This is a genomic window from Mesorhizobium sp. WSM2561, from assembly GCF_000513915.1.
In the GTDB taxonomy this organism is placed as follows: Bacteria; Pseudomonadota; Alphaproteobacteria; order Rhizobiales; family Rhizobiaceae; genus Mesorhizobium; species Mesorhizobium muleiense.
This window is the reverse complement of the sequence record NZ_AZUX01000016.1, coordinates 82,599-102,885: the sequence shown is the minus strand read 5'-3', so window position 1 is coordinate 102,885 and position 20,287 is coordinate 82,599. Positions and strand designations below refer to the sequence as shown.

The 20,287-nt window shown below is 63.9% G+C and carries 20 protein-coding genes and 1 riboswitch; of the genes, 11 read left to right on the top strand and 9 right to left on the bottom strand.

From position 1 onward, the window contains the following. Positions 1-28: 28 nt before the first annotated feature. The 3 genes from cobS to M727_RS0115240 are packed head-to-tail and all read left to right on the top strand — an operon-like array spanning position 29 to position 3,983. Positions 29-1,015, top strand: a complete 987-nt coding sequence (cobS, locus tag M727_RS0115250; RefSeq protein WP_023797184.1) for a cobaltochelatase subunit CobS — start codon at positions 29-31, stop codon at positions 1,013-1,015. Between the two features lie 41 nt (positions 1,016-1,056). Further along, the gene (cobT, locus tag M727_RS0115245; RefSeq protein ID WP_027153414.1) at positions 1,057-2,955 is read left to right on the top strand and encodes a cobaltochelatase subunit CobT; all 1,899 of its coding nucleotides are present in this window, start codon (positions 1,057-1,059) and stop codon (positions 2,953-2,955) included. Beyond that, entirely contained in the window at positions 2,952-3,983 is a 1,032-nt protein-coding gene (locus tag M727_RS0115240) for an esterase-like activity of phytase family protein (protein ID WP_027153413.1), read from the top strand. Before cobT ends, M727_RS0115240 begins: the two co-directional genes overlap by 4 nt. A gap of 32 nt (positions 3,984-4,015) precedes the next feature. Here M727_RS0115240 and M727_RS0115235 read toward each other — a convergent pair whose 3' ends face one another. From M727_RS0115235 to rpmB, 3 genes are all read right to left on the bottom strand, one after another. Next, positions 4,016-4,717, bottom strand: a complete 702-nt coding sequence (locus M727_RS0115235; protein WP_027153412.1) for a hypothetical protein — start codon at positions 4,715-4,717, stop codon at positions 4,016-4,018. A gap of 62 nt (positions 4,718-4,779) precedes the next feature. Continuing rightward, entirely contained in the window at positions 4,780-5,460 is a 681-nt protein-coding gene (locus M727_RS0115230; protein ID WP_027153411.1) for a queuosine precursor transporter, read from the bottom strand. A 137-nt stretch (positions 5,461-5,597) separates the two neighbouring features. Next, positions 5,598-5,894, bottom strand: coding sequence for a 50S ribosomal protein L28 (gene rpmB / locus M727_RS0115225; RefSeq protein WP_023797188.1), 297 nt, complete (start codon positions 5,892-5,894; stop codon positions 5,598-5,600). 254 nt (positions 5,895-6,148) lie between these two features. Between rpmB and M727_RS0115220 the strand changes: the two genes are divergently transcribed. Genes M727_RS0115220 through M727_RS0115210 form a run of 3 tightly spaced genes read left to right on the top strand, consistent with a single transcriptional unit; the run spans position 6,149 to position 8,521 of the window. Next, a complete protein-coding gene (locus tag M727_RS0115220; RefSeq protein ID WP_027153410.1) occupies positions 6,149-6,937 on the top strand; it encodes a DUF3108 domain-containing protein in 789 nt (262 codons plus the stop codon). 28 nt (positions 6,938-6,965) lie between these two features. After that, positions 6,966-7,853 carry an EamA family transporter gene (locus tag M727_RS0115215; RefSeq protein WP_027153409.1) on the top strand — a complete coding sequence of 296 codons (888 nt, stop codon included), beginning with the start codon at positions 6,966-6,968 and terminating at the stop codon, positions 7,851-7,853. Next, positions 7,853-8,521 (top strand): lysoplasmalogenase family protein, encoded by a 669-nt coding sequence (locus M727_RS0115210; protein WP_036262304.1) that lies wholly within the window; start codon positions 7,853-7,855, stop codon positions 8,519-8,521. Before M727_RS0115215 ends, M727_RS0115210 begins: the two co-directional genes overlap by 1 nt. On the opposite strand, the gene M727_RS0115205 is transcribed toward M727_RS0115210, so the two are convergent. Both M727_RS0115205 and gloB read right to left on the bottom strand, forming a co-directional pair. Beyond that, positions 8,496-8,936, bottom strand: a complete 441-nt coding sequence (locus M727_RS0115205; protein WP_027153407.1) for a cupin domain-containing protein — start codon at positions 8,934-8,936, stop codon at positions 8,496-8,498. The genes M727_RS0115210 and M727_RS0115205 overlap by 26 nt on opposite strands. Positions 8,937-8,976: 40 nt before the next feature. Further along, positions 8,977-9,744: a hydroxyacylglutathione hydrolase gene (gene gloB / locus M727_RS0115200; RefSeq protein ID WP_027153406.1), complete on the bottom strand. Its 768-nt coding sequence runs from the start codon at positions 9,742-9,744 to the stop codon at positions 8,977-8,979. A 201-nt stretch (positions 9,745-9,945) separates the two neighbouring features. Between gloB and M727_RS0115190 the strand changes: the two genes are divergently transcribed. From M727_RS0115190 to M727_RS0115180, 3 genes are all read left to right on the top strand, one after another. After that, complete coding sequence (locus M727_RS0115190) at positions 9,946-10,719, top strand: methyltransferase domain-containing protein (protein ID WP_036262328.1); 774 nt, start codon at positions 9,946-9,948, stop codon at positions 10,717-10,719. Between the two features lie 118 nt (positions 10,720-10,837). Beyond that, positions 10,838-12,664 carry an ABC transporter ATP-binding protein/permease gene (locus M727_RS0115185; RefSeq protein WP_027153404.1) on the top strand — a complete coding sequence of 609 codons (1,827 nt, stop codon included), beginning with the start codon at positions 10,838-10,840 and terminating at the stop codon, positions 12,662-12,664. A 123-nt stretch (positions 12,665-12,787) separates the two neighbouring features. Continuing rightward, positions 12,788-13,675, top strand: a complete 888-nt coding sequence (locus tag M727_RS0115180) for a DUF1194 domain-containing protein (RefSeq protein ID WP_084646740.1) — start codon at positions 12,788-12,790, stop codon at positions 13,673-13,675. A 71-nt stretch (positions 13,676-13,746) separates the two neighbouring features. Here the strand turns inward: M727_RS0115180 and metW are convergent, their stop codons facing one another. Continuing rightward, positions 13,747-14,361 carry a methionine biosynthesis protein MetW gene (gene metW, locus M727_RS0115175; RefSeq protein WP_023797197.1) on the bottom strand — a complete coding sequence of 205 codons (615 nt, stop codon included), beginning with the start codon at positions 14,359-14,361 and terminating at the stop codon, positions 13,747-13,749. Positions 14,362-14,533: 172 nt separating this feature from the next. Beyond that, positions 14,534-15,703 (bottom strand): homoserine O-acetyltransferase, encoded by a 1,170-nt coding sequence (locus M727_RS0115170; RefSeq protein ID WP_027153402.1) that lies wholly within the window; start codon positions 15,701-15,703, stop codon positions 14,534-14,536. Between the two features lie 119 nt (positions 15,704-15,822). Continuing rightward, positions 15,823-15,900, bottom strand: a riboswitch (SAM riboswitch). 172 nt (positions 15,901-16,072) lie between these two features. On the opposite strand from M727_RS0115170, the gene hisC reads away from it, so the two are divergent. Both hisC and M727_RS0115160 read left to right on the top strand, forming a co-directional pair. Further along, positions 16,073-17,182: a histidinol-phosphate transaminase gene (gene hisC / locus M727_RS0115165; protein WP_027153401.1), complete on the top strand. Its 1,110-nt coding sequence runs from the start codon at positions 16,073-16,075 to the stop codon at positions 17,180-17,182. 6 nt (positions 17,183-17,188) lie between these two features. Continuing rightward, entirely contained in the window at positions 17,189-18,124 is a 936-nt protein-coding gene (locus M727_RS0115160) for a prephenate/arogenate dehydrogenase family protein (RefSeq protein ID WP_027153400.1), read from the top strand. 96 nt (positions 18,125-18,220) lie between these two features. Here the strand turns inward: M727_RS0115160 and M727_RS0115155 are convergent, their stop codons facing one another. Together M727_RS0115155 and M727_RS0115150 are read right to left on the bottom strand one after the other, a co-directional pair. Beyond that, a complete protein-coding gene (locus M727_RS0115155; protein WP_027153399.1) occupies positions 18,221-19,144 on the bottom strand; it encodes a sugar kinase in 924 nt (307 codons plus the stop codon). 53 nt (positions 19,145-19,197) lie between these two features. After that, entirely contained in the window at positions 19,198-20,196 is a 999-nt protein-coding gene (locus tag M727_RS0115150; RefSeq protein ID WP_027153398.1) for a DUF2125 domain-containing protein, read from the bottom strand. Positions 20,197-20,287 lie beyond the last annotated feature (91 nt).

Genomic DNA, 20,287 nt, shown 5'->3' with positions numbered 1-20,287 from the left:
GCGCTTCGCCGTGGAGACGTTGATAAAGATGAACAAGGTCGATCGCGACATCGCCAACCTGCCCGATACCACCGTGCCGGTGAAGGAGAAATTTGGCTTCGACTCCAAGATGGTGGTGCCGGCCTATTCGGTGACGAGCGAGCATGTGCCCGACATCGATCCCGACTATCTGTTCGACAAGAACACGACGATGGCGATCCTCGCCGGCTTTGCCTACAACCGCCGCGTCATGGTGTCGGGCTATCACGGCACCGGCAAGTCGACGCATATCGAGCAGGTCGCCGCCCGTCTCAACTGGCCTATGGTGCGAGTCAATCTCGACAGTCATGTCAGCCGCATCGACCTCGTCGGCAAGGACGCCATCGTCGTCAAGGAAGGGCTGCAGATCACCGAATTCCGCGACGGCATCCTGCCCTGGGCCTACCAGCACAATGTCGCGCTGTGCTTCGACGAGTACGATGCCGGCCGTCCGGACGTGATGTTCGTCATCCAGCGCGTGCTGGAATCGTCCGGCCGGCTGACGCTGCTCGACCAGAGCCGGGTCATCCGCCCGCATCCGGCGTTCCGGCTGTTCTCGACCGCCAACACCGTCGGTCTTGGCGATACCACCGGCCTCTATCACGGCACCCAGCAAATCAATCAGGCGCAGATGGACCGCTGGTCGATCGTCACCACGCTGAACTATCTGCCGCACGACAATGAGGTGAACATCGTGCTGGCCAAGGCCAAGCACTATCGCGATGCCAAGGGCAAGGAGATCGTCAGCAAGATGGTGCGTGTCGCCGACATGACGCGTTCGGCCTTCATCAATGGCGACCTGTCGACCGTCATGAGCCCGCGCACGGTCATCACCTGGGCCGAGAATGCCGAGATCTTCGGCGATATCGGCATGGCGTTCAGGCTGACCTTCCTCAACAAGTGCGACGAGCTGGAACGCTCGCTCGTGGCCGAGTTCTACCAGCGCGCCTTCGGCCAGGATTTGCCGGAGAGCGCCGCCAACGTGGTGCTGGGGTAAGCATGGCTTTTCGGACAAGGTCGTGCGTCGGGGAATGATCGATGGCGGGTCCGGGCGACAACACGCGCAACAAGTCGAAGACGGGGTCTGAAGCCGACAGCTTCAAGCGCGCCGTCACCGTCTGCATGCGCGCGATTGCCGGCGACAAGGACCTCGAAGTCGGTTTCGCCAAGGATCGGCCGGCGCTCGCCGGCAGCCGCGCCCGGTTGCCTGAACTGCCGAAGAAAGCCTCGAAGGCCGACATCGCCATCACCCGCGGACTCGGCGATTCCATGGCGCTGAAGCGCGCCTGCCACGATACGCGCATCCACACCAGGCTGGCACCGGAGGGCAAGCAGGCCCGCGCCATCTACGATGCGGTCGAGCAGGCCCGGGTCGAGGCGATCGGCTCCCGCGCCATGCAAGGTGTGGCCGACAATATCGGCTCGATGCTCGAGGACAAATACGCCAGGGCCCACCTCATCGACGTCAAGGACAAGGCGGATGCGCCGATCGAGGAGGCGCTGGCCCTGATGGTGCGCGAAAAGCTGACCGGCCGCGCCGTGCCGAAGAGCGGCGAGCGGCTGGTCGACCTCTGGCGCCCCTGGGTCGAGGAGAAGGCAAGTGCCGATCTCGACGGACTGTCGGCAAAGCTCGACGACCAGCAGGCCTTCGCCCGTGTCGTGCGCGAGATGCTGGCTTCCATGGAAATGGCCGAGGAACTCGGTGACGACCAGGAGACCGAAGACTCCGAAGACAACGATGAAAACCAGCCGCAAGGCGAGGACCAGAGCGAGGAGGGCGGCGAGGACGATTCCGGCTCCGAGCAGTCGCAGTCGGACGATACCGAGGGGTCGTCCGACGACGAGCAATCGGCCGAGACGGAGGCATCCGATGCTACCGCCGACGACCTGTCCGACGATGAGGACGCCGATGCCGAGACGCCCGGCGAGGCGCGCCGCAACGACAATCCCTTCACCAATCTGTCGAAGGAGATCGACTACAAGATCTTCACCACCGCCTTCGACGAGACGGTGGGTGCGGAGGATCTGTGCGAAGAGGAAGAGCTGGATCGACTGCGCGCCTTCCTCGACAAGCAGCTTGCCAACCTGTCCGGCGTCGTCGGCCGGCTGGCCAACCGGCTGCAGCGCCGCCTGATGGCGCAGCAGAACCGGTCCTGGGATTTCGATCTCGAAGAGGGTTATCTCGATCCGGCGCGGCTGGTGCGCGTCGTCATCGACCCGATGCAGCCGCTGTCCTTCAAGCAGGAGCGCGACACCAAATTCCGCGACACGGTGGTGACGCTGGTGCTCGACAATTCGGGCTCGATGCGCGGCCGGCCGATCACGGTCGCCGCCACCTGCGCCGACATTCTGGCGCGCACGCTGGAACGCTGCGGCGTCTCGGTCGAGATCCTCGGCTTCACCACCCGCGCCTGGAAGGGCGGGCAGGCACGCGAGAAATGGCTGAAGGAAGGCAAGCCGCCCAATCCTGGGCGGCTCAACGATCTGCGCCACATCATCTACAAATCCGCCGACCATCCATGGCGGCGGGCGCGGCGCAATCTCGGCCTGATGATGCGCGAAGGCCTGCTCAAGGAAAATATCGACGGCGAGGCGCTGTTGTGGGCCCACAACCGCCTGATCGCGCGGCCGGAACAGCGCAAGATCCTGATGATGATCTCGGACGGCGCGCCGGTCGACGATTCGACGCTGTCGGTCAATCCGGGCAATTATCTTGAACGGCATCTTCGCGCCGTCATCGAACTGATCGAGACGCGCTCGCCGGTCGAGCTCCTGGCCATCGGCATTGGCCACGACGTTACCCGCTACTATCGCCGCGCCGTCACCATCGTCGATGCCGAGGAACTGGCCGGCGCCATGACCGAGCAACTGGCCTCGCTGTTTGGCGAGGAAAGCATGCGCGACACGCGACGCGGCGGCATGCGGCGCGCCGGATGATTGTTTCGCGCGGCGGCTTTCGACAGACGCTTTTCGCCGCCACAGCCCTGTTCGTTGCCGGCAGCGCCTTGTCGCCTCCCATCGCTGCCGGCACCGTTGCGGTCGAGCCGATCGAAATCTCGGCACGGCCGATAGACCGGTTTCATATCGGCGGTGACGAAAAGCGGTTCGGCCCGCTCGAATTCGTCGGCGGGCTGGAAATGACCTCGCCGTCACGCGATTTTGGCGCGCTGTCGGCGTTTCGTTTCCGCAACCCCGGCAGTGATTTCATCGGCGTCGCCGACACCGGTTTCTGGTTCTTCGGCACCGTCACCCATGATGCCGACAAGCGCCCATCCGGCATCCGGAATTTCCGTATGCAGCAGATGGCCGACGAGGCGGGCCAGCTGATCGACGAGAAATGGGAGGTCGACGCCGAAGGCCTTGCGCTCAAGGACGGCATTGCCACGGTCGGCTTCGAGCGCAACCACCGCGTCGCCCAGTTCAGAATAGACCCGGACGACATGAAGCCGCCGTTTAGGCAATTGGACTTCCTGGTTCCAGCCTGGGAGCTTCGCCGCAATCGCGGCTTTGAGACCGTCACCCACGCCAATCCTGACGGCCAGCACCAAGGCGGGCTGGTCGTGGTCTCGGAAAAGAGCCTCGACAAGGCAGGCAACATCTATGCGGCCGTTATCGAAGGGCCGCACAAGGGCGTCTTCACCGTCAAGCGCAACGGCAATTTCGACATTGCCGACGGCGCCTTCCTGCCGGACGGCGACCTCTTGCTTTTGGAGCGCAGCTTTTCGATGGCCGGCGGCGTCAAGATGCGGCTGCGGCGCATCTATGGCGAAAGCGTCGAGAAGGGCGCGGTTGCCGACGGGCCGATGCTGATGGAAGCCGACATGGGCTACCAGATCGACAATATGGAAGGGCTCGACGTCTGGACCCGCGACGACGGCGCGCTGATGGTGTCGCTGGTCTCGGACGACAACCACTCGATGCTGCAGCGTAATCTGTATCTGGAATTTGTGCTGCACGAGGATTGAGAGGCGGTCGGCAAAGGACGGCCGATAACAAGCTACAGCTTGGCGCCGGTTGCAGCAGGCCGGGGTCCGTTGGTCGCGATCCAGATGACGTGGCGTGCGCCGCGCTTGCCATTGGCTCGCACCTTGGCCTCCTCGACCGCGAAGCCCGCCTGCTTGAGCCGGCGGGTAAAACCGCTGTCGGGTCCCTGCGACCAGACCGCCAGCACGCCGCCGGGCTTGAGCGCTGCTCTCGCGCTGATCAGCCCGGCTATACTGTAAAGAGCATCGTTGGCCTTGTGGACGATCCCTTCCGGCCCATTGTCGACGTCGAGCAGGATGACATCCCAGGCCGAGGCTTCCGATCGTATGATCTGCCCGACATCCGCCTCGCGAATAGTCACGCGCGGATCGTCGAGACAGCCGCCGAACACCGCCGCCATCGGGCCGTGCGCCCACGCCACCACGGCGGGCACCAATTCGGCGACAACGATGCCGGCATCGGCGCCAAGCTCGGCAAGCGCGGCGCGCAGCGTGAAACCCATGCCCAGCCCGCCGATCAGGATTTTCGGCTGCCGGCGGCCGGAAATCCTGTGGCAGGACAGCCTCGCCAGCGCTTCCTCGGAACCGCTGAGGCGGCTGTTCATCAGCTCGTTCGAGCCGAGCATGATCGAGAACTCGGCGCCGCGTTGTTTCAGGCGCAGCGCGTGGTCGCCGTCAGGCGTTTTCGCGGTATCGAGTTGGACCCATGAGATCACGCTTGAGAACCTGTGAGCATGATCTTTCCCGAAAACCGGTTCCCACTTTCAGGGATCATGCTCTATGCCGCCAGTGCCGGCTGGCTCCAGCGGGCGGCAAGCAGCCGGTAGGGGATCAGCGCCACCACGGCTATGATCAGCTTCACGCCGAGGTCGCCGAGCGCCCATGACACCCAGCGCATGGCCTCGACCGGCAGCACGCCGATCAGCGGCGCGGTTTCGAGCGCAAAGCCATCGTTCGGGCCAGCGAAGGCGAAAGCCGCCGAAAAGGCAATCGTGAAGAACACCGCGGTGTCGAACACCGAGCCGACCAGCGTGCCGACGATCGGCGCCCGCCACCAGCTCTGCCGGCGCAACCGGTTGAACACGGTCACGTCGAGCAGCTGCGCGATCAGGAACGCGATGCCGGAAGCCGCTGCAATGCGCACCAGCCGGTCGGCAGCCGTTTCGAATTCGATCAGGCCGCAGCGGAACAGCAAGGGCGGGATGACGACCGAGCAGATCACTGCCGCCGTGAAGCCGACAAACACGATCCGGCGCGCCACAGCCGGGCCGTAGCGGCGATTGGCAAGGTCGGTGACCAGGAAGGAGAACGGGTAGGTGAAGGCGCCCCAGGTCAGAATGTCGGCCAGCGACAGGCCGCCGATTGCACCCTGCAGCGGGAACTGCACGAGGACGTTCGACGCCACCACGACAAGCGCCATGGCCGCAACAAAGGGCAGATATCGGGAGAAAAAGCTCATTTTTTTATCCTGGGTAATGGAACCAGCGGGGTGTCTTACCGAGTTCGGACGACACTCCATTGCTGTTTGGCCATCGGATTTCTCCGAAAACCGCTTCGCACTTTTCGGTCCGATGCCGAAGGCGGCTGCCTGAAAAATCAAGCGGCCGGCTGTTCGGCGAGCTTCTTGGCGATCTGCTTCTTCAGCAGCCGCGCGCGCTGCGACAGCTCCTTGGCGTCGGCCTTGGCCAGGAACGCATCAAGGCCGCCGCGATGCTCGACCGAACGCAGCGCGTTGGCCGAAATGCGCAGGCGCACATTCTGGTTCAACGCTTCCGAGATCAGCGTCACATTGACGAGATTGGGCAGGAAGCGACGCTTGCTCTTGTTGTTGGCGTGGCTCACATTGTTGCCGGACATGACTGCCTTGGCAGTGAGTTCGCAGGTGCGGGACATGGTTCTAAACCTTCAGTTCTCGGTCTGGCCAAACATTCAACCCGCGCCGGGTGGCGCGCGGTTTCGGTCAGGCGGCCTTATGGAAAAAGTTGGCGTTCCATAGTTGCATTTCGGCGATGCGTCAAGCTCCGGCTTGCGCCCGGGTGTGACGACGTCTTTCACATAAAGGCCGAAATTCAGTCTATAAGCGGTCGCACAAGGAGATGCCAGGCTGGAGTTGCGCGCTTCTGCTGATATCGAGGATCGATCCCGCCATGCTTCGTTCGTCTCATGCTCTCCTTGCATCGCTCGCCGTGGCGCTGCCGACGGCAATTTCTGCCGCCACGCAACAATCCTTCAAGGGCGAGTATACGGTTTCGGTCCACGGCTTCTCGGTGGCCAAGGCAAGCTTTTCCAGCAGTTACGAAGGCGATACCTATTCGATCGAAGGCAGCGTCTCCAGCGCCGGCCTCGCCACAATATTCGACGACACGCGTGGCACGGTCTCGTCGAAGGGCAAGATTTTGGGCAAGCAATTGCAGCCGCAGGCGTTCCGCGCCGACTACAAATCGGGCGACAAGGCATCGATGATCGATATCCAGTTCGCCAACGGCACTGTTACCGCGACCAAGGTCGTGCCTGCGCCGAAGAAGCGCAATTCCAAGAAATGGATACCGCTGGCCGCCAGCCATCTCGCCTCGGTGCTCGATCCGATGGCCGCCACCGTCATCCATGCCGATAGTCTCGACAAGGTCTGCGGGCGCACGGTGAAGCTCTATGACGGCGAGATGCGCGCCGATCTCAGGCTGACCTACGAGTCGAAAGGCTCGACGTCGGTGCGCGGCTACGAGGGCGATACCGTCACTTGCCGGCTGGATTTTGAGCCGGTGGCGGGTTATCGCAAGAACCGCAAATCCCTGGATTACCTGAGAAAGCGCAGCCGCATCATGGTGACGTTTGCACCGGTCGGCCAAACCGGCGTATATGCGCCGATCCACGCCACGGTCGGCACGAAAATCGGCACCCTCACCGTCAGCGCGGAGCGGTTCGAAGCGACAGAATAGGCGCGATCGCGCGCCGCCGGAGACGGACATGGGGCGCGCAACACTGATCGGCTTCTCGGCGGTCGCCATGTGGGCGCTGCTGGCGCTGCTTACGGACGCTTCCGGCGCGGTGCCGCCATTCCTGCTCTCGGCGATCACCTTCACGATCGGCACCGGCGTCGGGCTCGTCGCGCGGCTGTTCATGCCGGCCACCGCCGGGAGCGAGAAGATACCGCCGCAAGTTTGGCTGATCGGCATTGCCGGCCTGTTCGGCTATCACTTCTTCTATTTCACTGCGCTGCGCAACGCGCCGGCGGTGGAGGCGAGCCTCATCGCCTATCTGTGGCCGCTGCTGATCGTGCTCGGATCGGCGCTGATGCCGGGCGAGCGGCTGGCCTGGAACCATGTCGTCGGCGCACTGCTTGGCCTTGCCGGCACTTTTCTGATCGTCACCAAGGGCGGCGGGCTTGCCTTCGACGCGCGCTATGCATTCGGCTATGCGATGGCCGGCGTCTGCGCCGTGCTGTGGGCGTCCTATTCGCTGTTGTCGCGCCGCTTTCCGTCGGTGCCGACCAGCATTGTCACCTGGTTCTGTGCGGCCACGGCAGCGCTTTCGCTTGTCTGCCATCTCATTCTGGAAGAGACAGTGCTGCCTGTTGGCGCCGGCCAGTGGCTGGCCGTGCTCGGCCTCGGCCTGATGCCGGTGGGCGCGGCCTTCTACGCCTGGGATATCGGCGTCAAGCGCGGCAACATCCAGGTGCTGGGCGCGGCAAGCTATGCCGCGCCGCTGCTGTCGACGCTGGTGCTGATATCAGCCGGCTTCGCCGAGCCGTCCCTGCGCATCCTCGCCGCCTGCGTGCTGATCACCGGCGGCGCAGCGCTTGCGGCGAAATCGCTGTTCTTGCGCAAGAGGGCTGCGAGCGAGGCAGGGGCGTGATGCCGTTTCCCGGCGGCATCGACGCCGACGCCAATGCGACGCTGCTGTTTTCGCTGGCCGCCGCGGTGATCTACGCCTTCACCATCGACATGCCGCCGAAGCTTGCGCGTTCCGCGGTCAAGACGCTGGCCGTGGCAATGCTTGCCGTGCTGGCGTCGCTGCAGGGCGGTTCGTGGCTGCTCATCGCTGCGCTGGCGCTCAGCGCCATCGGCGATGCGCTGCTGTTGCGCGACGGTGAAAAGGCTTTTGTCGGCGGGCTGGCCAGTTTTCTCGTGGCGCATGGGCTTTACATCGCGCTGTTCCTGCGCTCCGGCGAGGGGGTCGGGCTGCTCTCGGCCGAGCCGTGGCGCGCGGCGATTGCCGGGGCAATGGCCGTATTGGCGCTCGCCATGTTTTTTGCGCTCTGGCGCCGTGTCGGCCCCGCCCTGCGCCTTCCGATCAGCGTCTATATCGCGACAATTTTTGCCATGGGCATTTCGGCCCTCACTCTGAGCAATCTCTGGGTCGTCGGCGGCGCCGTGCTGTTCATGGCGTCCGACGGGCTGCTCGCCTCGGAAAAGTTCCTGCTGAGCGCCATCTCGCCGCACCGCGACTGGACGCGCCACGCGGTCTGGATGCTGTATTACGCCGCCCAGTTGGGGATCACGGTGGGTTTCCTGCTGGGTTAGGACTCCAGCCCGGTTCGGCCAGCTCGAAGGCGGCGAAATCGAAGCCCGGCGCCACGGTGCAGCCGACCAGCGTCCACTCGCCGAGGCTGCGTGCCGATTGCCACCAGCCTGCCGGCACAACGATCTGCGGCCGATCGCCCGCCGCCAGTGCCGTGCCGAGCACCTGCTCGATCACCGGCCCGTTTTCCCGATGCATCGACAGTGCCAACGGGGCGCCGGCATAGAAATGCCAGACCTCGGCGGCGTCCTTGACGCGGTGCCAGGCCGACACTTGCTCCTGCTCCAAAAGGAAATAGATCGCGGTCGAATGGCCGCGAGCGCCTTCCGCGCCATCGCGAAAGGTCTCGGCATACCAGCCGCCTTCCGGATGCGGTTTCAGGCCGAGCGCCGCGATGATTTCGGCGGAACTGGTCATTTTCCCCAGAACTTCATGGATGCCAGACCATCAATGGTGCTCAGAAATTGTCCTTGCGCTTGCGAATTTCGGCGAACACTTCGGCGTCGGAGGCGTTCTCCATGCCGAGATGCTTGCGGATTGCCGGATCGTGCCAGCGCAGGAACGGATTGGTCGACAGCTCCTCGCCGATCGTGGTCGGCAGCGTCGGCTTTCCGTCGGCGCGCAGCGCTTCGATTCTCGCGGCGCGCTCCTTCAATGCCGAATTGGTCGGGTCGACGGTCAGCGCGAAGCGGGCGTTGGAAAGCGTGTATTCATGGCCGCAATAGACGACCGTCTCGGCCGGAAGTGCCGCAAGCTTCTTCAACGAATCGTACATCACCGGCGGCTTGCATTCGAACAGCCGGCCGCAGCCGAGCGCGAACAGCGTGTCGGCGGTGAACGCCACTTTCGACGCCGGCAGATGATAGGAGACATGGCCCGCCGTGTGGCCGGGCGTGGCGATCACGTCGATCCTCTCGTCGCCGAGGTGGATGACCGAGCCCTGCTCGACGGTTTCGTCGATGCCGGGAATCTTGGCCTGTTCCGCCTCCGGTCCGACGATGCGCAGCTTGAACCGCTCCTTCAACGCCAGATTGGCCTCGACATGGTCGACATGGTGGTGGGTGGTCAGGATTATCGTCGGCGTCCAGCCGGTGCGCTCGATCGCGGCCAGGATCGGCGCCTCCTCGGGCGCGTCGATGATCGCGGTCTGGCCGCTTTTCGGGTCATGCACCAGCACACCGAAATTGTCGCTGCGGCACATGAATTGTTCGATTTCAACCGGCATCGCATCTCTCCACGAGAGCGCCGCGCGTCCAGTTGGACGCGCAAAGGACGCTTCTGACACTTTTTACCTGCTGCATCGTGTCTTCCGAAATCGAAACCGATTTCTTGCCGATGCAGCAGTCGCCGCAGACATAGGGCGCTTGCCCGCGGATGTCATCCGCCTTTGTTGAACTTGGACAGCATCGAAGATAGCGTGCCGCGCATGCATTCCGATATCGTCGACCTTCGCTCCTTTTATTCGACCACGCTCGGGCGATTGGCCGAACGCTCGATCACCATGGCGTTGTCCTCGATATGGGCTGTCGTGCCCAATGAGCGGCTGGTCGGCCTCGGCTACACTTTGCCGTGGCTGGAGCGGTTCGGCACCGATGCCGAACGTGTCTTTGCCTTCATGCCGGCGACGCAAGGCGCGGTGGTCTGGCCGGCCACCGGGCCGACCGCGACCGCGTTGGTCTTCGATGAGGAATTGCCGTTGGTCGATGCCTCCATCGACCGCATGCTGCTCGTCCATTCACTCGAACATGCCGAGAACCCGCGCGAGACGCTGAACGAAATCTGGCGGGTGCTGTCGCCCGCAGGCCGCGTCGTCATCGTCGTGCCCAACCGGCGCGGTGTCTGGGCCCGTTTCGAGCATACGCCGTTCGGCAGTGGCCGGCCTTTCTCGCGCGGCCAGCTCACCGAATTGCTGCGCGAAGCGAATTTCACGCCCGCGGCCTGGTCCGACGCCCTGTTCTTCCCGCCATCGCGGCGACGCTTCATGATGCGGTTCCACAATGTGCTGGAGCGCGCCGGCCGCAGGTTCTGGCCGATCTTTTCCGGCGTCATCGTCGTCGAGGCGCAGAAGCGGCTCTATCAGGGTGTGCCGGTCGTCCAGCGCGCCTCTCGCCGCGTCTTCGTGCCAGTTTTCTCGCCGCATGGCGCCACAAGGCTCGGCCGGATATCGCCGACCGGGAAGGCGCCATCGCCGGGCCGCTGATGACGTTTTCGTGATCGGAATCACGCTTTTTCCCACCTATCTGTCGTGGGCGGGTTTGGTACCCGATTGAGTCGACTTGCTCACCGGTTTCAGCACCGCTTGCGAAGGGTCTTCATCAATGGCTGATCATCCGGATTTCGAGGCCAGCGCCAAGCCGATTGCCGCGTCGGTCGAAGCCAGCAGCCTGCGCGACCAGCTGGCGACAATCAGGCTGGCGCTGGCGACGTCGCCGATCCGCAAACAACTGCTCTGGGCCTGCCTCGGCATCGTCGCCGTCATTGTGGCAACCTCGATCGGGCAGGTTCTGCTCAATCGCTGGAACGAGCCCTTTTACGACGCGCTGGCTCGGCGCGACATGCAGGGCTTCCTGCACCAGCTTCTGGTGTTTGCCGCCATCGCCGGCGGGCTCGTGGTGCTCAATGTCGGCCAGACCTGGCTCGACCAGACGATCCGGCTGAAGCTGCGTGAGGCGTTGACCGTCGATCTGATCGGTGAATGGATGCGGCCGGCGCGGGCTTTCCGGCTCGCCAACGCCGGCGCCATCGGCGTCAACCCCGACCAGCGCCTGCAGCAGGATGCCGGGCATCTCTCCGATCTTTCGACCGGTCTCGGCATCGGACTATTGCAGTCGTTCATTCTGCTTGTTTCGTTCGTTGGCGTCCTATGGTCGCTGTCTTCCGGCTTCGTCTTCCATGTCGGCGGCTATTCGCTGGCCATTCCGGGCTACATGGTGTGGGCCGCGATCCTCTATGCCGGCACCGCCTCCTGGCTGAGCTGGCTGGTCGGACGGCCGCTCATCCGCTTCAACAGCGACCGCTACACGCGCGAGGCGGAGCTCCGCTCCTCGGTGGTCCGCGTCAACGAGAATGTCGATGCCATCGCGCTTGCGCACGGCGAGGCCGACGCGCGACGGCGGCTCGAGCTCGACCTCGGCACGGTGCTGGGCGCGATGCGGCGCATCTACAGCGCCCAGATCAATCTTTCCTGGGTGACCGACACCTATGGCTGGATCACTGTCGTCGCGCCGATCCTCGTCGCCTCGCCGGTCTATTTCGCCGGTGACATCAGCTTCGGCGGGCTGATGATGGCTGTCGGCGCCTTCAACCAAGTGCATTCCTCGTTGCGCTGGTTCATCAACAATATCGGCGGCATCGCCGATTGGCGCGCCACGCTGATGCGCGTCGCCGATTTCCGCATCGCGCTCGTTGAAACGGATGTGCTGCACCACACCGAGAGGCGCATCGAGTTCGGCGAAAATCCGGACGGCAGGCTGACATTCGAGAACCTTGAGGTTGCGTCGCGGGATGGATGCACCAAGCTCGCCGAGCCGCATGTCGAAATCCGTGCCGGCGAGCGCGTCATGATCACCGGAGATCCGCGCGCTGGCAAGACGCTGTTCTTCCGCGCCATTGCCGGTCTGTGGCCGTGGGGAAGCGGGCGGATTGGCATGCCGGCCGGAGAGGTGCCGGCCTTCGTTCCCCGAAAACCCTATTTCCCGCTCGGCACGCTGCGCGAGGTGCTCGACCACGCCGATGCGGCGGTCAGCGACGCCGAGATCTCGGCGGTGCTTGCCGAGGTCGGTCTCGGGCGGCTGTCATCCTCGCTCGACCGGTCGGCGCGCTGGGAGCGCGAATTGAGCGATGACGAGCAGCGCCTGCTTGCCTTTGCCCGGCTGGTCTTGCGGCAGCCGAAATGGGTGATCATCGACGAGGCTTTGGACACGTTCGACGGCGTGACGCTGCGGCGGGTGCTGTCGATGCTGGAGGCACGTCTTGCCGACGCCGCGATCCTCAATATCGGCCGTGGCCAGCACAATGTTGAATTCTTCCCGCGCTCATTGGCGATCGTGAAAGATTTCGAGCGACCGGCTCTCAAGCCAGTTCGCGTCAGGGCCGGCGCGATCGAACCACCCCCGGCCGTCGCCAAAGCCCGCCAACAGGCATAGCCGGCGGTACAGCCAAGCTTTATTTTGCCGTGATCGCGGCGAAAGATTGCCGGCATCGTTCGGAAGCCTGCGGCGTTGGACCTATGCTTGACGCGCTGAAAGCGCGTCCTGGTGAAGAGATTCATGCGACACGCTTTGAGTCTTTGCTTCGATGCTTGTCGTTACCCCAAAACCGCTGCGCGCTTTTGGGCGACCTGCGTCAGCCTGCTTGCCTGCCTTGCCCGTGCCCAGCCAGCACCTTTGGCCGCGCCTGCCGACACCATTGCCGTGGACGTCGAACTGGTGCTGGCGGTCGACATCTCGCACTCGATGGACGAAAAGGAATTCGCCCTGCAGCGCGCCGGCTATGTCAAGGCGCTGCGCCACCCCGACTTCATCAATGCGGTGCGTTCGGGCGTGACCGGCCGCGTTGCGCTGGCCTATTTCGAATGGGCAGGCACCGTCCGCGACGACGCGGTCATTGCCTGGCAGGTCATCGACGATGCCGAGAGCGCCGAGGCATTCGCCGACAAGATCGAGGCGCGCCCGTTCAGGAGCTTTCGCGGCACCTCGATTTCCGGTGCGCTCGCCTTCGGCGCCAAGCTTTTGGATGGAGCCGCCTTCGACGCGACGCGCAGCGTCATCGACATCTCAGGCGATGGTCCCAACAATATCGGGATGCCCGTCACCACGACACGTGACGCCGCGATAGCAAAGGGCATCGTCATCAATGGCCTGCCGATCCTGATCAGCCCGTCGCCCAGCTTCAGCCATCTCGACCAATACTATGCCGAGTGCGTCACAGGCGGGCCAGGCTCCTTCGTGCTGCCGGTCTATGCCGCTTCGGAATTCGTGACCGCCATACGCCGCAAGCTGGTCCTCGAGGTCAGCGGTGTTGCCGATCCCAATGCCCGTCCCAATGCCGATCCCGGGTCCGTCCCGGTCGACGCGGCAGCACCGGTCGACTGTTTGCAAGGCGAGCGCGGTCGGCGGTTTTTCTCCGATCCGTATTTTCCGGAACTTGATCGCTAGACCTCGACGAATGGCGATCAGTCCCGGATGTCTCCGGACTCGGGCCGGCTGGCCGAAGCGACGGGTCGCCGTTATCGCTTCAGCAGGAACACCGCCTGCTGGCCGAAGAAATTCCAGAACCACCATGGCATCGACAGGCCGATTTTCTGGCCATTGGCGTCGAGCGCGGTTGCCTTTTCCACTGTTGCGCCAAGCTCCTCGCAGAGATTGACGAAGTCGCGGATGGTGCAGAAATGGATGTTGGGCGTGTCATACCAGGAATAGGGCAGGTCCTTGGTCACCGGCATCCGCCCTTCGACGAACAGCGAAAGGCGCACCCGCCAATGGCCGAAATTCGGGAAGGAGACGATGGCGTGCTTGCCGATCCTGAGCAATTCGTCGAGCACCAGCTTCGGGTTGCGGGTCGCCTGCAAGGTCTGCGACAGGACGACGAAATCAAAACCCTTGTCGGGATAGAATTTGAGGTCCTTGTCGGCGTCGCCCTGGATGACGGACAGTCCGCGCGCCACGCATTCGTTGACGCCGCGCTGCGACAGTTCCATGCCGCGGCCGTCGACTTGCTTCGTCGCCTGCAGCAATTCGAGCAGCAGACCATCGCCGGAGCCCACGTCCAGCACCCGCGACTGCGGCGGGATGAGATCGGCGACGACTTCGAGGTCGACGCGCTGGGCGTGGTTGACACTCATGATCGTGCCTCTTGACTGGCGCATGACCTTGATCCGAAAAGTCTGCAACTTTTCGGGGCCATGCGCTGATGCCTGGCGCATGACCTTGATCCGAAAAGCCTGCAAACTTCAGGCGTCATGCGCTGCTGCCTGGCGCAAGATGCCGGTTCGAAAAGGCTGCAATCTTTAGGGGTCATGTGCTGAGCCCCCTGGCGCGGGCCGCCGAGGCGATGAAGCCGTTGATGGCGGCGAACAACTCCGGCTCGTCGAGCAGGAAGGCGTCGTGGCCGCGATCGGTCTCGATCTCAACGAAGGACACCGAGGCGCCGGCGGCGTTCAGCGCATGAACGACCGATCGGCTCTCCTCGGTCGGGAACAGCCAGTCGCTGGTGAAGGAGACCAGGCAGAAACGGGTCTTGGTGCCGGCAAAGGCGTCGGCGAGCCGGCCGCCATGGTCGGCGGCGAGGTCGAAATAATCCATCGCCCTGGTCATGTAGAGATAGGAGTTGGCGTCGAAGCGGTCGACGAAGGTCATGCCCTGATGGCGCAGATAGCTCTCGATCTGGAAGTCGGCGTCGAAACCGAAGGTGAGCGCTTCACGGTCCTGCAGGTTGCGGCCAAATTTCCGGTGCAGGGCCGCCTCCGACAGATAGGTGATGTGAGCGGCCATCCGCGCCACGGCCAGTCCCTTTTCCGGGCGCTTGCCCTGTTCGAAATATTTGCCGCCATGCCAGTCGGGATCGGCCATCACCGCTTGCCGGCCGACCTCATGGAAGGCGATGTTCTGCGAGGAATGGCGCGCGCCGGTGGCGATCGGCAGCGCCGAGAAAACGCGCTCCGGATAGCTCGACGCCCATTGCAGCACCTGCATGCCGCCCATCGAGCCGCCCAGCACCGAGAACAGTTTTTCGATGCCGAAATGGTCGACCAGCATCAACTGCGCCCGCACCATGTCGCGGATGGTGATGATCGGCAGGTCGAGCCCGTAGGGGTGGCCGGTGACTGGATTGGTCGAGGCGGGGCCGGTCGAGCCGAGGCAGCCGCCGATGACGTTCGAGCAGATGACGAAGAAGCGGCTGGTGTCGATGATCTTGCCGGGGCCGATCAGCACTTCCCACCAGCCCGGCTTGCCGGTCACTGGATTGGTGCTGGCGACATGCTGGTCGCCGGTCAGTGCATGGCAGACGAGGATGGCGTTGGAGCGGGCGTCGTTGAGCGTGCCGTAAGTCTTGTAGGCGATCTGGAACGGTGACAGCAGCGTGCCGGCATCGAGCTTGAGCGGCTTGTCGGCGCCGAACCGCAACACCGGGCTCGACGGCTCGACGGCCTCGTTGTTGGTTCTTTTCGTGCGCAGCGCGACCATCGCATCCTCTTACATTAACCCATCGTGTTTTCCGAAAGTCGATTGCGATTTTCGGCTCGATGCGACTGTCCGGCCGGCTGCGGACAACAAAAAACCGGCATTGCCTTCGCAAAGCCGGTTACAGGATGCAAACGGCCCTTTAGCGAGTTGTTTAACGTGGCTGCAAGCCGACCGGCCAAATCACCACGGGATTTCGCCTTTCTTTAGGACCGGCGCGCCTCGGCGTCAACGGCCAGTCACGCACCGATCATTGCCGCCTCTCGACATTCCAGGCCACGGCTTGTATTTCCGCGGCGGCTTCCAGTGTGGCGGATCCGAAATTCGCATCGCGTTGGAGCAGCGGAAGCGTTCTCGACGGATTTTTGCAATATGAACCAGGCATCGGATCAGGCACGTCCAACGCCCCGCGCGGGGATCATGGACATCGAAGCCTATGTGCCGGGCAAAAGCACGGCGCCGGCCGGCGTTGCCAAGGTCCATAAATTGTCGTCGAACGAGAATCCGCTCGGCCCCTCGCCGAAGGCGATAGAAGCCGCGCGCGACGTTGCGGCCAAGCTCGACATATATCCCGACGGCACCGCCAGGCGCCTGCGGGAGGCGATCGCCGAGGTGCATGGCCTTAATCCGGCGAACATCGTCTGTTCCAATGGTTCCGACGAGATTCTGGGCCTGCTTGCGCAGACCTATCTCGCACCCGGCAACGAGGCTGTGATCACCGAACACGGCTTCATGGTCTACAAGATCTACATCCAGTCGGCAGGTGCTGTCCCGGTCTCGGTCAAGGAAACCAGTGAGCGCGCCGACGTCGACGCGATCCTCGCTGCGGTGACGGCGAGTACCAGGATCATTTTCCTCGCCAATCCCAACAACCCGACCGGCACCTATTTGCCGTTCCAGGAGGTGCGCCGCCTGCATGCCGGCCTGCCTCGAAACGTGCTTCTGGTGCTTGATGCAGCCTATGCCGAATATGTCCGCCGCAACGACTATGAAGCCGGCGTCGAACTGGTGGCTGGCGCGGAAAACGTGGTCATGACCCGCACCTTCTCCAAGCTCGGCCTCGGCGGCGCGCGGATCGGCTGGATGTACGCACCGTTGCATGTCATCGATGCGATCAACCGGGTGCGGGGTCCCTTCAACGTCAACGCGACCGCGATCGAGGCCGGCATTGCCGCGATCCGCGACCGCGCCCATGTCGAGCGCAGCGTGGCGCATAACGAGACCTGGCTGACCTGGGTGAGCGAGGAGATGACCAGGCTCGGACTGCGGGTGACTCCGAGCGTCGGCAATTTCGTCCTCATCCACTTTCCCGAGGACAAAAAACATTCTGCGGCAGCCGCGGACGATTACCTCTGTGCGCGCGGCTACATATTGCGGCGCGTTTCCGGCTACGGCTTCCCGAATGCGCTGCGCATGAGCATCGGCACCGAAGAGGCCAATCGCGGCGTTGTCGCCGCCCTCGCGACATTTCTGAAAAGCTAGAACACCATGACATCACCGAGGTTCGAAAAGATCGCGCTGGTCGGCATCGGCCTGATCGGCTCGTCGCTGGCCCGCGTCATCCATCGCGAAGGCCTTGCCGGTCACGTCGCCATCTCGACGCGCAGCGAAACGACGCTGGCGCGGGCGAAGCAACTCGGCCTCGGCTCCTCCTACACGACGGATGCGAAAGAGGCGGTCGGCGATGCCGACCTGGTCATCGTTTCGGTGCCGGTCGGTTCTTCAGGCGAGGTCGCCGAGGAAATCGCGCCGGCGCTGAAGCCGGGCGCCATCCTCACCGATGTCGGCTCGACCAAGGCGTCCGTCATCGCGCAGATGCAGCCGCATGTGCCTGCCGGCGTGCATTTCATTCCCGGCCATCCGCTGGCCGGCACTGAAAAATCGGGTCCGGACGCCGGCTTTGCCGAACTGTTCGAAAACCGCTGGTGCATCTTCACGCCGTTGCCCGGCACCGATCCGGCCGCCTTGGAAAAGCTCTCGGAATTCTGGCGCCGCTGCGGCTCCAACATCGATACGATGGATCCCCAGCATCACGACATGACATTGGCCATCGTCTCGCACCTGCCGCACATCATCGCCTATAACATCGTCGGCACCGCCGACGATCTGGAGTCGGTGACCAAGTCCGAGGTCATCAAATATTCGGCCTCCGGCTTTCGCGACTTCACGCGCCTTGCCGCTTCCGACCCGACGATGTGGCGGGATGTCTGCCTGCACAACAAGGATGCCATCCTCGAAATGCTGGCGCGGTTCTCGGAGGATCTGGCCTCGCTGCAGCGGGCGATCCGCTGGGGCGACGGCGAAAAGCTGTTCGACCTGTTCACCCGCACCCGCGCCGTGCGCCGCTCGATCATCGAGGCCGGTCAGGACATCGACGTGCCGGACTTTGGCCGGCAGGCAGTCGAGCATCCGGCCAAGGGATAGAGCCATCGGACGCACAACGTGGGTACCGGTTTTGGCTCGGATGCTCAGGCAAAAGATAGAGCGGCGGTACCATCCGATTTGAAGGCCGCCGCGCGCTCAATCCGGCCAGTGAGCCGCCATCATCGCCAGTGCCTCGGCCCTGTCGGGCGCGCCCAGCCTGCCGCCGAAGCGCAGGCATTTGAGCGCGGCGGCGGCGCTGGCAAACCGCAATGTCCGTTCGATCGGCATCGCCTCGGCCAGCCCGACGGCAAAGGCGCCGTGAAACACGTCGCCGGCGGCAAGCGTATCCACTGCCTTGATCCTTGGCGCCGCGACGTGGCGCACCGACGCCAACGAGCGGTCGAACCACCAGCTTCCCGCTGCGCCGCCGGTCACCGCTACGAATGCATCGGTGCGTCTGGCCAGCGTCTCAGCGGCCTCCTGCGGGCCTTGCTCCTCACCGCAGAGGATGAACGCCGCCGGCTCCGACGCGACGATGTGCGAGGCGAGCGGAAACAGCCGTTCCAGCACGGCCCGTGGCGCGGTGTCGGCGTCGAGTATGGCTGGACGGCCGATTGCGCGCGCCGCCGTCAGGGCCAGAGCTGCCGCGCCCGGCCAGCGCACGTCGACCAGGACGGCGTCGAATGCGGTGAGATCCTGAATGGGGAGCGCTTCGGGGTCGGCCTGGGCGAGCTTGTCATAGAACGGAACGATAATGCGCTCGCCATGCGTGTCGACCAGGATGGCCGACAGTGCCGACCGCGCGCCGGCGACGCGCCGGACAAAGCTGCAATCGACGCCTTCGGCCTCAATGCCGGCGATCAGCTGATCGCCGACGAGGTCGTCTCCCGCGCTCGCCCACAGCGATACCTCCGCGCCGAGGCGGCGTGCGGCGCAGGCAGCGCTCGAAGCCATGCCCGAGGCGATCTGGACGCCGTCGGACGCGATGAACTTGCCCTGACGCGCCGGAAGCGTGTCGACGCGAAGGATCGTATCGAGCGTCAGCGCGCCAACACTCAGGAGCTTCACCGGGCGGTTCATCTATCTTCCTGTTTGGCCATGGTCTCTCCGAACTGGAGGTTCGCAATCATCGCCTAATCGACCGGCTCGATGCTGCCCAGCGGGATAAAACCGAGCGAGGCCTTGCCCTTGACGATCTTGAGCGGCATCGACGGTTCATTGCCAAGCAGCGCCAGCCCGGCAAAGCCGGTTTTGATCTGGCTCTTCTGCTCGGGAATGGCTTTGCCGAGGATTTCCGCCACCGCCTTCGGATCGCTGAGCCTGATCATCAGGTCGGCGTCGATCAGCCCGTCGGCATCGATCGAAACCGGTCCGGAAACGGTGACGCGCGCGCTTCCCGACGACAAATCGAGCTTGCCGATATCCACCGCCTGGCCGCGAAGGCTCTCTGTTTGTGTCTTGATCAGCGCCACGCCGTTCTTCAGCGTCACGTCGCCGCCGCCGTCGAGCGGCGGCAGCACGCGGCCATCGATCGCGCCCGGATCGATTTCGAGGTCGGTAAAACTCCCGGCATAGTCGATGTCCTGGCCGTTCGGACGCAATTCTCCGGCCGCTGTCCCAGCGCTGAACAACTCGACCGGATCTGTGCCATCGGCCGGATCGGTCTGGGCTGACAGAGCCTCTGCCTGCAGTGAAACGCGGCGGGGCAGGGGCCAGGACAGTTTGACGTTCGCTCGCAGATTATCCCAGTCGATCCACAGCGGCGCCATCCCCGGCACGGAGGTCCTGAGCGGCCCCCGCAGATCGGCGCCAGGCGACAGGATCTGGGTGATGTGCGTGACTGCCTTGAGGCTGCCGAGCGAGGCGGCGACGTCCCTGCTGTCGTCCTGATAAGCCAGACTGTCGCAGGAAATGGCGAAGCTCGAGGGATAGCCGCTGACCGTGAGATTGACGCAATCCGCCTCGATGCCATTGCCGTTGAGCTCGGCCACCGCTTTGCCGGCTTCGCTCTTGACCTTGTCTGCCAGGTAGAACCAGCCGGCGCTGTAGAGGCCGAACAGCACGACGATGAAAACGCCGAGCCAGAACAGCCGGCGGAGAAAATTCGGCGGGCGTTCGTCATTTGACGTCATACTGCGGCTCTCGTTGGCGCGTGTTCAGAGGGGACTGTCGTTTCCGGCAAGATCGGGTAGACGGAGACGGATTGAAAAAACACCGATTCCA

Excerpts from the sequence above, each read along its gene's own strand:
- cobS (WP_023797184.1), top strand. The coding sequence starts at position 29 with ATGAACAAGGTCGATCGCGACATCGCCAACCTGCCCGATACCACCGTG.
- cobT (WP_027153414.1), top strand. The coding sequence starts at position 1,057 with ATGGCGGGTCCGGGCGACAACACGCGCAACAAGTCGAAGACGGGGTCT.
- M727_RS0115240 (WP_027153413.1), top strand. The coding sequence starts at position 2,952 with ATGATTGTTTCGCGCGGCGGCTTTCGACAGACGCTTTTCGCCGCCACA.
- M727_RS0115230 (WP_027153411.1), bottom strand. The coding sequence starts at position 5,460 with ATGAGCTTTTTCTCCCGATATCTGCCCTTTGTTGCGGCCATGGCGCTT.
- rpmB (WP_023797188.1), bottom strand. The coding sequence starts at position 5,894 with ATGTCCCGCACCTGCGAACTCACTGCCAAGGCAGTCATGTCCGGCAAC.
- M727_RS0115220 (WP_027153410.1), top strand. The coding sequence starts at position 6,149 with ATGCTTCGTTCGTCTCATGCTCTCCTTGCATCGCTCGCCGTGGCGCTG.
- M727_RS0115215 (WP_027153409.1), top strand. The coding sequence starts at position 6,966 with ATGGGGCGCGCAACACTGATCGGCTTCTCGGCGGTCGCCATGTGGGCG.
- M727_RS0115210 (WP_036262304.1), top strand. The coding sequence starts at position 7,853 with ATGCCGTTTCCCGGCGGCATCGACGCCGACGCCAATGCGACGCTGCTG.
- M727_RS0115205 (WP_027153407.1), bottom strand. The coding sequence starts at position 8,936 with ATGACCAGTTCCGCCGAAATCATCGCGGCGCTCGGCCTGAAACCGCAT.
- gloB (WP_027153406.1), bottom strand. The coding sequence starts at position 9,744 with ATGCCGGTTGAAATCGAACAATTCATGTGCCGCAGCGACAATTTCGGT.
- M727_RS0115190 (WP_036262328.1), top strand. The coding sequence starts at position 9,946 with ATGCATTCCGATATCGTCGACCTTCGCTCCTTTTATTCGACCACGCTC.
- M727_RS0115185 (WP_027153404.1), top strand. The coding sequence starts at position 10,838 with ATGGCTGATCATCCGGATTTCGAGGCCAGCGCCAAGCCGATTGCCGCG.
- M727_RS0115180 (WP_084646740.1), top strand. The coding sequence starts at position 12,788 with ATGCGACACGCTTTGAGTCTTTGCTTCGATGCTTGTCGTTACCCCAAA.
- metW (WP_023797197.1), bottom strand. The coding sequence starts at position 14,361 with ATGAGTGTCAACCACGCCCAGCGCGTCGACCTCGAAGTCGTCGCCGAT.
- M727_RS0115170 (WP_027153402.1), bottom strand. The coding sequence starts at position 15,703 with ATGGTCGCGCTGCGCACGAAAAGAACCAACAACGAGGCCGTCGAGCCG.
- hisC (WP_027153401.1), top strand. The coding sequence starts at position 16,073 with ATGAACCAGGCATCGGATCAGGCACGTCCAACGCCCCGCGCGGGGATC.
- M727_RS0115160 (WP_027153400.1), top strand. The coding sequence starts at position 17,189 with ATGACATCACCGAGGTTCGAAAAGATCGCGCTGGTCGGCATCGGCCTG.
- M727_RS0115155 (WP_027153399.1), bottom strand. The coding sequence starts at position 19,144 with ATGAACCGCCCGGTGAAGCTCCTGAGTGTTGGCGCGCTGACGCTCGAT.
- M727_RS0115150 (WP_027153398.1), bottom strand. The coding sequence starts at position 20,196 with ATGACGTCAAATGACGAACGCCCGCCGAATTTTCTCCGCCGGCTGTTC.